The organism is Pseudomonas amygdali (assembly GCF_002699855.1).
Classification (GTDB): Bacteria; Pseudomonadota; Gammaproteobacteria; order Pseudomonadales; family Pseudomonadaceae; genus Aquipseudomonas; species Aquipseudomonas amygdali.
In genome coordinates, this window is the sequence record NZ_LKBW01000076.1 from 1 (window position 1) to 9,893 (window position 9,893).

The 9,893-nt window shown below is 50.3% G+C and carries 11 protein-coding genes; 1 reads left to right on the forward strand and 10 read right to left on the reverse strand.

The features are described 5' to 3' along the window. The 4 genes from AO277_RS07685 to AO277_RS29640 all read right to left on the reverse strand — a co-directional run. The coding region (locus AO277_RS07685) for an LPD7 domain-containing protein (protein ID WP_306599705.1) at positions 1-1,566 on the reverse strand (1,566 nt) is incomplete at its 3' end. 355 nt (positions 1,567-1,921) lie between these two features. After that, entirely contained in the window at positions 1,922-3,841 is a 1,920-nt protein-coding gene (locus AO277_RS07690) for a type IV secretory system conjugative DNA transfer family protein (protein ID WP_099258869.1), read from the reverse strand. 9 nt (positions 3,842-3,850) lie between these two features. Then, positions 3,851-4,927: an ATPase, T2SS/T4P/T4SS family gene (locus AO277_RS07695; RefSeq protein WP_099258871.1), complete on the reverse strand. Its 1,077-nt coding sequence runs from the start codon at positions 4,925-4,927 to the stop codon at positions 3,851-3,853. Beyond that, on the reverse strand, positions 4,924-5,163 hold the full coding sequence (locus AO277_RS29640) for a TrbI/VirB10 family protein (RefSeq protein WP_371411871.1): 240 nt from the start codon (positions 5,161-5,163) through the stop codon (positions 4,924-4,926). Before AO277_RS29640 ends, AO277_RS07695 begins: the two co-directional genes overlap by 4 nt. On the opposite strand from AO277_RS29640, the gene AO277_RS28985 reads away from it, so the two are divergent. After that, on the forward strand, positions 5,071-5,262 hold the full coding sequence (locus tag AO277_RS28985; protein WP_257214198.1) for a hypothetical protein: 192 nt from the start codon (positions 5,071-5,073) through the stop codon (positions 5,260-5,262). The genes AO277_RS29640 and AO277_RS28985 overlap by 93 nt on opposite strands. Here the strand turns inward: AO277_RS28985 and AO277_RS07705 are convergent. The 6 genes from AO277_RS07705 to AO277_RS07730 all read right to left on the reverse strand — a co-directional run. Next, positions 5,259-6,236, reverse strand: a complete 978-nt coding sequence (locus AO277_RS07705) for a TrbI/VirB10 family protein (RefSeq protein ID WP_099258873.1) — start codon at positions 6,234-6,236, stop codon at positions 5,259-5,261. The genes AO277_RS28985 and AO277_RS07705 overlap by 4 nt on opposite strands. Further along, complete coding sequence (locus tag AO277_RS07710; RefSeq protein ID WP_099258875.1) at positions 6,233-7,042, reverse strand: TrbG/VirB9 family P-type conjugative transfer protein; 810 nt, start codon at positions 7,040-7,042, stop codon at positions 6,233-6,235. Before AO277_RS07710 ends, AO277_RS07705 begins: the two co-directional genes overlap by 4 nt. After that, on the reverse strand, positions 7,039-7,929 hold the full coding sequence (locus AO277_RS07715) for a VirB8 family type IV secretion system protein (RefSeq protein ID WP_099258877.1): 891 nt from the start codon (positions 7,927-7,929) through the stop codon (positions 7,039-7,041). The genes AO277_RS07710 and AO277_RS07715 overlap by 4 nt, the downstream gene beginning before the upstream one ends. A 311-nt stretch (positions 7,930-8,240) precedes the next feature. Further along, the gene (locus AO277_RS07720; RefSeq protein WP_099258879.1) at positions 8,241-9,191 is read right to left on the reverse strand and encodes a TrbL/VirB6 family protein; all 951 of its coding nucleotides are present in this window, start codon (positions 9,189-9,191) and stop codon (positions 8,241-8,243) included. A 16-nt stretch (positions 9,192-9,207) separates the two neighbouring features. Further along, a complete protein-coding gene (locus AO277_RS07725; protein ID WP_099258881.1) occupies positions 9,208-9,417 on the reverse strand; it encodes a hypothetical protein in 210 nt (69 codons plus the stop codon). 18 nt (positions 9,418-9,435) lie between these two features. Further along, on the reverse strand, positions 9,436-9,893 hold a 458-nt coding region (locus tag AO277_RS07730), incomplete at its 5' end, for a type IV secretion system protein (protein ID WP_218962505.1).

Below are 9,893 nucleotides of genomic sequence, written 5' to 3' on the forward strand. Positions count from 1 at the left end.
TTCGGTAGTTTTTTCATCGCTCCATCCTCTCAAAGGTTGGAGTCTCCGAGAAACCCGGGGCGGTTCAACACCTTCCCGAACAGCGAATTTGGGGACGGTGATTTCGGCGTCCGTTTTTGCCTTGGGTTGGCTAACCTCACCAGTAAGTGACTTACCACCGGGTGCGGCTTGCTCAGGGGCATTCTGCGTTTTGGCGGGTGCTGGTTTAGCGCGCTCTGGACTGGCCTCGATGCTGTTGTCTAGACCGACATCACGGACGTTCTTTTCTACCAGCTTCGCGAGCTGGGCCTTTTCGATCACGCTGGGCCGGTAGCCGCTCACCTCAAGCCCGCTCAACGAAGCTTCCAACCATGCGGCGCGCCTGAAATCTTTGGTACCGCGAACCGTCACATGTTCCCACCCGCGTTCCTTGGCGATATCGACTAAGGACGAGATAACTTGCTGGCTCTCACTTTTGGTTGAGAGCTTCTGTCCTCGATCATCAAACGCATGGGTCTTGTCAGGGAAATAATATTGATCTTTTACTTGTAGGAATTTCTGCTTCACATGCTGCGGAACCGCCTTAGAGCGATCATCAGGCGCTTTACGCTTCGGGCCTTCCTCACGCTCAACATCTGCGGTATCACCTCGCTGCGGCGCTTCCGTGCGGCCTGACGGGCCTTGACGTTCATTAAGACCGAGTAAGGCGCGCTGTTGCAGGACGCGCTCTCGTTGACGTGCAGCGAACTGGCGCGCCTCTGCATCTGCCGATTCAAGCTCTGGAGTGTCTGTCTGCCTATCCGCATCAAGCTTCGCACGACGCTGCTGTGCAAAATCCCGGGCCTGACTATCAAGCGATGGAGGATCTTTCTGATCACCTGCAGGAGCTCCTGCAGGTGGCTCTAGATCTTGTGCAGATCTGGCAGCACGTTTAGCCGCTTCGCGAAGCGCTTCACGTTGCTGCGCTACGATTGCGGCAGTCTGCGGATCTACGTCCCGATTTTGCTCCGAACCTTGCTCGATGGTGTTCTCAGCGGTCGGCGCTGCGGGTACTGGCGGCGCTTCTGGCTGGACGTCGCTTTGGGCTTGTTGCTTCTTGTCTGCGACGGCAGCAATGGCATTACGTTGTTCAGCAGCGAGAGCCAGCAACTCAGCTTCACTGACATTTTCACGGCTACGCGCCTTCACCAGCGCAGACGTGGCCGCCATGACAGGAAAGCCGTTCTTAATCAGCGCGTCCTTGGCCGATTCCTTGTCAACGGTCAGAGCATCGATATCTGCACCGCTGTCGAGGACGTATGCCGCTGTACGCGAATCCTTGACGTAAGCGGCCGCATGCACAGCAGTGACCCGATCCTGATCGCGAGCCTTGACGTTAGCTCCGGCGTCGACCAACAGACGGGCCACCTCACCGTTGTTCGCTTTTATCTGCGAAAGCAGAGGGGTTTCCCCCTTAACCTGACCGGCTTCCGGATTTGGCTTGGAAACCTTGGCCTCGATGTTCGCACCGGCCTCAAGCAACGACCGTGCAGCATCAGGGCTAAGCCCCGGTTCATGCAGCACAGTGCGACCGTTAGGCAAGCGCATGTTACCTTGGCCTCGATGTTCGCACCGGCCTCAAGCAACGACCGTGCAGCATCAGGGCTAAGCCCCGGTTCATGCAGCACAGTGCGACCGTTAGGCAAGCGCATGTTCACGTCAGCACCCAGGGCGATTAGGCCAGTCAACATACGTTGGCCATCAAATTTTTCACCGGTAGAAAGCTGGCCGCGAACGGCAGCTTGCAACAAAGGAACGCCGTTCTCGACAGGCTCCTTCATATTCGGACTCATTGTCTTGCTCTGCTCGAATAACGCCAGTGCGGCGACAATATTATTTTGGCTCAAGGCCGTGCGTAGCGCTTCAGTCTCAATTTTAGTCGGCATAAAAATATTCCTGTGCGTTAATCAGCGATAGAGTTAAGGAATGAACCAAATACAGCTTGCATCTCCTCGTCAGTTACCGGATCGCCAGATGGCGTAGTTATATTTTCGAAGTCAATATTATAATCGGTCAATGAGCGTTTATCTATACTTTCAATATCTTCAATGCCAATTGGACGAGTGACGATAGTTACCAGTTGACCAGCTTCATTCAAAACTGGGGCTTCTGGCTTAACGTCAGGTTTAGGTGTTGGCTTAGATACTTTCGCAGGTGGAGGCGTATAGTCTCCGATTGCTTGTACAGCCGGTGGCAAAAGCCGCTTTTTGAATACGCGTTCCTTGTAGTAAAAAACCTTTTCGCAAAGAATGGTGTTCATGTTCTCGACAAAAATCAACTGGCGCTTTTTGCCGAGCATTCTAACTTCTTGTGGAAGCATCAGCGGTCGAGGCGTATCGGATGTGCTGTTCGTTCCCGACTTCATGCCAAACTGAGGACGAGATTTAGAAGTGTTCTTAACCGTAGTATTGCCAAGCTGGTCAGAAACGTCCTTTGCTTGACGACGGCTTTTAGGTGCATATAACAACTCAGCAGCGCAGCACTCAATAATCGTTTGTGCGACTTGTTCGCCGTAGGTGGCGATCAATTGAGAAAGCGACTGCACGATGATGAGCGGTCGAATGTTATAGCCGCCTAGATAACCAATAGTCTTTGCTACGATTGGCATCCGTCCGGGAGCGGTAAATTCGTCCATGATCCACCCGAGCTGATATTTCAACTCCGGGTTATCTTCCGGCATTTCCTGCATGTTCAGTTCAAGAATTTGCTGTGCCAATAAATTGATGATGAGCTGCAAATAGTCAAGATCAGCAGGTTTAATGCCGATGTATATGCTAATTTTCTCCGAGCGAAGCTTTCTAAGATCTACAGTGCTTTTAGAAGTCGCCGCATCGATAAGCGGATTTAGCCAAAGCTCAAGCTTTGCAGTAAATGTCTTGCGGATAGAAGACTGAGTGTTTCCGCTAGTAAAAATAAAGTCGTACAGCGCAGCTTTACAAGCGCTGCTAAGCGGACTAGGAGAAGCATCACGCTCTTCAATGATGTTCTTCCAGTGCTCACCAATGGTTTCACCTTCACCAAACATGATTTGGCGAACAATCTCACCAAACGTCCGTGGCAAGCCAGGAGTCTCAAACACATAAAGTGCGAGACCTAGAAACAGCGTTCGGCAGGACGCAGGCCAAAACGGATCACCATCGGGTGGATCTGGCGATAGCATGTTGCCGATTTTCTGTATGTCGTTAACACGCAACATAGGGTCATCAGACACATAGTCCAAGGCATTCCATTGCATTGTTCTGCGTTTGCGATCTACAGGGTTAAATAGATGAACTTCGGAAAACGTTTTTCGGAATCCCGATGTAAGACGCCAAGATTCTTGCCGGATATCCAGCAAGACGACACTATCCGGCCAGCTCAGCATATTAGGCTGAACGACTCCGACGCCTTTACCGGAGCGGGGAGGGGCCGAAACCAAAGCGGCTAGCTGCCCGGCGAGCATGATGAATTTCCGGCCCCACTTGCCGAGAATAAAACCCTTTTCACCTAGGAGATTATTTTCCTTAAGTTCTCTGGTGGTGGCGAATCTAGCATCACCATGGAGTTTCTTTCTCACCGGAGCGACAAGCATAAAAGCGGCAACGCCGGGAACGCCGAAGCCACCAGCAGTACAGATGATCAACCACTTCTGAACCGCTGGGTTATCACCGTAATACGTCCAGTAATCGATGATAGTCATAAGAGTTGCTTGCAACGGCGGAATATTGATCTTGATTAGAAACCAATAACCCGATAGGTAAAGCCCTAGAAGCATCCAGCAAATACCGATTGCAGTAAATGCTTTGACCTTAGCGCTGAAACTATCCAATTCATTAAGAATCATAAATCCCCCTTACCACGCAGCACGTAAGGCGTATGCAGGATCAAAATAAATCTCTCTCACATACGGCTTTCCTGTCACCTTATCAATATCCGTCTGGATAACCACATTAACAAGCGCGTACAAATCCCTAATGATTACATCCAAAGGCAACCTGCTGCCTTCGGGGCTGGCTTGAATGAGGTTAGACATTCTTCGGATAGCCATCTTTGCACTACTGGCATGTAACGTTGCAAGAGAGCCGGGTTGACCGCTATTAGCCACGTTTGAAAAGAAGAAGTAAGCTTCATCACCCCGTATTTCAGCCAGCAATACACGCGAAGGAAACTGTCGCAGTGTAGAGGCTAAAACACCTTTCGCACGGTATTTCTCCGGCGCGCTGGGGTCTTTCCGATATATCAGATTAACCTGATTCCTGTGAGGCAGTCGGCTCTCTCGCGTGTCCTCGCACGTTATAGGGCGCTCGTCTAATGGTATTTTAGCGCCTAGTGCGTTTAATAGTGCTGTCTTGCCGGAGCCAGTACGGCCAGACAGAAATATGTTACAGCGGTATTCCACTGCTGTAACAAGAAAATTAAATGCATCTTTGGCATGAAACAATTCAAGCAGTTCGATATCTTTGTCTGTAAGTTCATCCTGTAACTCGATCCGTTCTTCGGCTGTAATTCCACGGGTTTGCATCAGCCAACGTGTTTTTTCAAACGAACCGAACTCAAGTATCTGTTCCAGAGTTAGCGGTTCACCACGTTTCGGGATTCGAATGGTAATGGATGGATAAAGCGCTACCGGAGGCTGCGCTATTTCTATACGGTGTCCACCCGGCATATCCGCGCTCAGTGCGTCGTCCGGTGATTGTCCAGAATAGTTAGCAATCAGCTTTGCAAGTTCATTACACCACTCAAAAGTGATTTCCGGCATCGGGATTTCCGTCCACTTACCAGCACCGTATGTGAACAACGTTCCCGGCTTATTAATGCAGACCTCGTTAAGGTCTGAGTCCAAGTATTCGTTCAGCAGTTCAAGATGCAGCTCTACAGTATGTAGATCACGCTCTGGAAAACTTTCCGGCGATTCCGTATCGACATTCATTCTTTATACTCCAACGTGTAAATCTTGCTGAAATCTATATCGCGGGCAACATAGATAAAGATGTTGGCACCCTGATTGCGTGTGAGCGTAGAAGGAATGTTTGCAGCCTCTTTGAATATCTCGGTTGCAAGATCCTGCCCACCTTGCTGGGTATTTCCAAGGCTGATAGAAGTGTTATTGCTGCTATCGGAACTCTGACCAGTATTAGCGAAATAATCACCAACGTCATCGATCAGGCTCAGGGCAACAATAGGGCCGAAGCGTTCTGCCAGATGGTTATCAATCTCACCGGCGATGCCTGTGCGGCCCAGCTCATCTGTAGCGGCGGAATTTAGAGGAGGGCAACAATAGGGCCGAAGCGTTCTGCCAGATGGTTATCAATCTCACCGGCGATGCCTGTGCGGCCCAGCTCATCTGTAGCGGCGGAATTTAGAGGTATGAACACGTTGTTTGGCATCGGTGTGCGACCACGCACCCAGACGATCGGCAGGCGTCTGTTACCTCGGGACAGGCCTGTCAGCTGCTGGCCTGTGTAAATGGTGCCAGCTTCGGCAAGGATCGTGCTGTGATCAGCAGACCATAAGTCTTCGGTTTGCTTGCACTCAACCTGTCCCACCAACGAGGAATCGATTGCTTCGCGAACTGTGCAAGGAATGACAGTACCTTGGTAGACCATCAAACTCGGATCACCCCCGCTGTAAGCTTCTACAGGGTCCATCTGAGCGCTTTCAAGCGATTGTGTGAGAGCTGCACCGGGTTTAGATGCGCTGCCGCCAGAGCCACCGGGTTGGCCTGTCCCACCGTACCCTGCCTGCGATGGATTATTTGAAGGGCCAGGCTGGGTCTGCGGGGCAGATCGAGCAGAATCCATTGCAAACGTCACAGGTGATTCAAGACGTTCACGCAGCAAGCGCTGTGCGGGTGTTTCGGGCGGTGGCTGCCCATTAGATGGAGCCTGATTAATGGCTGGTGGCGCTGGCTTCTGGTCCGCCTGTGTTTGGCGCTGATCAAACTGTTCAAGCTTGAGCGGAGGCAACTTTGTATCTGCGGTCTGGCTATGATCAATAGAACGATCCTCCCGTGCAGCTCGTTCACGGTAGAGGTTAGTGTAATAGTTATAAAGCATGTAGCCAGCAAAGACGCAAACGGCTATGCCTATGGCATAGTTTGTCAGACGTGATTGAACGCTAAGCCTGCTATTAACCGACGCGATTTTACGATCTTTTTTGAGTCCAGATGATGGCTCGTTGGTTTCGTCGATATCATCATCTTCTATATCGTGATGCTTTTTAAACCATGGAAGTTTCATTGCTCAACCTCTTTCATTAAGCGCTCAACTCGCGGGGAGGAAGTTTTGGTTTTCGGCCGAATAACACTATTAGGGCCATAAGATTCGTTGAACAAACAGGTCACAAGCTCGCCTCTACGGAAAACAAATTTCGCTTTCACATGATGGATAACCATGACACCATTGTTGAAATTAACGTTGGCTTGAACTTCCTTGCCCTCTTCATTTATGTAATAGACTTGTGGGATTTCAGCCCCCGGCGGGAAAGTCACAAATGTTGCTTGGCCGTTGTCCTCTGCACTGTCTGGCGCAATGCTGTCTGAGCCCTGTATTGTGTAATTTATGTTTTTCTTAGTGCTGTCGCCGTATGATAAGTACTTTTTGGCAAGCTCGATATTAGCCTTAGCTTGTTTTAGCTTCGCTTCCTCTGCGGGGTAACGATACTTGATGAACTCATAATTTGCTTCCCTGCCAGTCGCCATCACCATATCTAGGTTGTAGTACCGCAAGTTAGTGACGATGTGAATATTTGTAGTCGGGCTCTCTTTCTTTGGTTTGATAAAGAAACCGTTGCGTTGCGTGAGCGTGCCAACACCCCAGGCATCCGTATATCCACCGCCCATATCAAGGATCTGTTCGTTTTTACCAAAAATGATAAGGGTATCTCTACCGATCTTTGTTTTGACAGTAACAATATTGTCCGGGTCATAATCGACGAACCGGACTCGCTTGTCTTGCGGTGCTGGAACTGGAACCTGTGCAGCACTGGCTTGATAGCTGAATCCCATTCCGAGCAGAAACGCTAATGCGATAGGCGATAACTTCATGGCTGTCTCCCTTGGCGCGGTCCAGCAGTTGGGGCAGAGAAACCACTCGGCACTTGCTCCTGAGCAGATGGCGAAGGTTTCGTAGATCTTGGATCAGTCGAAGTAAGCATCTGGTTCGTTGTGTATTGCGTTATCTGCAAGCCGATATCATTAACACGACGCTGCTTTTCTTCCACTGGTAGGTTAACCATCTTGAAGGCGATATCAGCGATCATGTACGTGCGCTTCTTCATTCCGTTTTCGATAGTGGTACGTTCAAACTGAACCTGAGCAGTATCAACTACGCCTTTCTGATTCTCCCTAGGAACAATACTGACAATCTCAGGCTTAACGGTTGTGTTAAGGCCATAACGCATCAGCGGCCCATCGGGATTCTGATCGTCCCAATACTGGGACCATTGTGATTGCAACTGAGGGGACATAAATGCAGCAGCACAGAAATAGTCATCCTCTCTCATTTCCACAATGTACCGCTCACGACAGATCATGAAAGTGTTAAGAGCGCGCCGTAGTAATGCGTCCTCGTACTTCACTTTAACTTCACTCAAGGACATGAGCGGGTTAATGGTGTTTGTTGCTTTGTCCATCACAAGAACTTGTGGTGGTGGAGGCGGCACCATGGCTGTATCAACAGCACGATTAGCGGTGTAAAGACAGCCGCTCGCAAATAGCGCGAAAAAGCAGGTAACTCGCCACGCGTTGATACGCGATTTTTTAAGTTGTTCGGTTTCGGAATCAGCCCACGACCGAGAGTTTAGGAGCAGTTGCTCTATGTCGTCGTTAGACTCGACATAGCGGCGGATGTCATCAAGGAAGCGCTGCGTTTCCTTTGCTGCATCTGCATCGGACAATTGCTCGGGGATCGGGCGTTTCTTCATGCGCTCCATCAGATGGCCCCCAGGGATGCCAACTCTTGGCCGCAGCTTGGATGGTGAATGCCTGCTTGATGGGGCTGGTTGACAGGACGCCGGTTAGAACCGTCGCAGGCAGGGGGAGTATGGGCACAACCGCCGAGGACGATTGCTGTTACGACTACAATTATTGCAAAAGCGTTCTTCATTATGGCTTCCTCACATGCACAAAAAAGCGGATACATAGCAGCACTTTACTATTATCCGCATATGCAAAAAAGCCATATCTGTCGTGTATCGGTTATTTCTCCCCCGATCTAGAGCGTGTCAACAGGGTTTCATGGGCATCAGGTTCTGGGGCGCAATTCACCACCGCGAGGGACCTTACGTTCCGTCTTGTCGCGTGTGGGCCTCTTACGCGGCATGACCGAGGAAAGCCCACGTCTCATAAGGCCGGATACAAAGCGTCCAGCGCCGTATGAATTGATAGATACCCCACCGGCAAGCCCACCAGCCAGTGAGGGTATTTGCGCAAGGCAAAGCAGGGAAATTGCACCCGTAACGAGGAACGGAAACAGCAAGTTAATTTGTGCCGTACTGGTAATGGCTGCGGCCCCAACGGATGCACGCTCGTACAGCGTCATCACCAGAGAGTTTGCTGCAATAACCATCACTATGACGAGCGCAAAGTTCGATAGTTGCTGAATCCACCGGCTGAAAAAATCGCTTGTCGCTTCAAAGAGCAGCGTTGCAATGAACAGCGACCCCAAGGCCAAAATGATTGCTAAGGCAATCTTCGATGAAACGATTAGGAAACAGGCATAAGCCGTAACAACAATCGACTGGCCCCAAACCAAGATAGCAATCATGTACATGCCTGGATCACCAGTCAGGATACCGCCTTGGTCCCAAAACTTTTTACCAACGATGAAACCCTTCTCTAGAATCATATCGAGAGAGCCAACAAGTGTAGTGTTATCTTGCGCTCCGAAAAACGCCTGTCCTAATTCAAAGGGCGCGACATTAAATGTATTTACGATATACATATTGTATGCGCCAAAGTTCAGGGCCACATACAAAATACACGCCATTTTTATAATGCGCGAAACACCGTCCATCATTGGCTCGCGGATAGCCCCGCGAGCCAATGCGAAACCCCACAGCATCACATATACACCGAGGACAGTGTTTAAGGCAGGCGCAATTGACGTAGCAACGTTTTGCACATTCTGACTGATAAAGGTTGACGTCATACCGTCAACAAACGTCAAAACATCGGTGTAAGTTCTTGAAGCCATGGTTTAACCCTCCAGCTTACTGCCCCTGCTTAGGGGCTTTTTTAAACGAGTCTGGCGCACTGGTATCAAGGCGAGGAAAGTTAGCCTCACCGGATTGCGCATTCCCACCGGAGCGCTCAGCTCTGCATTTCTCATCGCATACGATCTTTTGATTTTCGTCCCAGCATCCGCTGAGGGATGCAAGGGACGTAACCAGCAACATAAGAACAAGTGTTTTCTTGATCATGTTTTTTCTCCGTAGTAGTTATTTTCTGATCGAAGTATCGAGGGGCGGAAAGTCCGGCTCACCACTCACCTGCATACGCATTTCATTCTGCATCTGACGGGCAGCGGCTTCATTTGCCTGAGTCAGTTGCAGGACACTTTGCAGTTGTGCCTGATCATTCGCCAGCTTGGCCTGTTCAGACTGGGCAACGGCTTGCAGATCCATGATGGCTTTGGGATCGGTAGACGCATCAATGCTCGAAGAGAGGCGCTGTAAAAGCTGCACACGCTGTGATGAGTTGTTGTAGGCCTGCTGCCCCAGGGCTTGCTGGTTCGCGCTCATACCGCGCATCTGCTGGAGGTACTGTTGCATTTGAGGCGAAAGGCTTGCTGCTTCGGAAGAAGAAAGTACCGCCTGCGATTCTTGAATCTGACGTGCCGAATTGGCTAAGTCGCCGTAAGTGGGACCACTGTTTCCCTTGAGCAAATCCATAGCCT

What these genes read in the sequence shown, in the direction of transcription:
- AO277_RS07710 (WP_099258875.1), bottom strand. Translation starts at nt 7,042, where the DNA reads ATGAAGTTATCGCCTATCGCATTAGCGTTTCTGCTCGGAATGGGATTC.
- AO277_RS07725 (WP_099258881.1), bottom strand. Translation starts at nt 9,417, where the DNA reads ATGATCAAGAAAACACTTGTTCTTATGTTGCTGGTTACGTCCCTTGCA.
- AO277_RS07690 (WP_099258869.1), bottom strand. Translation starts at nt 3,841, where the DNA reads ATGATTCTTAATGAATTGGATAGTTTCAGCGCTAAGGTCAAAGCATTT.
- AO277_RS07715 (WP_099258877.1), bottom strand. Translation starts at nt 7,929, where the DNA reads ATGGAGCGCATGAAGAAACGCCCGATCCCCGAGCAATTGTCCGATGCA.
- AO277_RS07705 (WP_099258873.1), bottom strand. Translation starts at nt 6,236, where the DNA reads ATGAAACTTCCATGGTTTAAAAAGCATCACGATATAGAAGATGATGAT.
- AO277_RS07720 (WP_099258879.1), bottom strand. Translation starts at nt 9,191, where the DNA reads ATGGCTTCAAGAACTTACACCGATGTTTTGACGTTTGTTGACGGTATG.
- AO277_RS07695 (WP_099258871.1), bottom strand. Translation starts at nt 4,927, where the DNA reads ATGAATGTCGATACGGAATCGCCGGAAAGTTTTCCAGAGCGTGATCTA.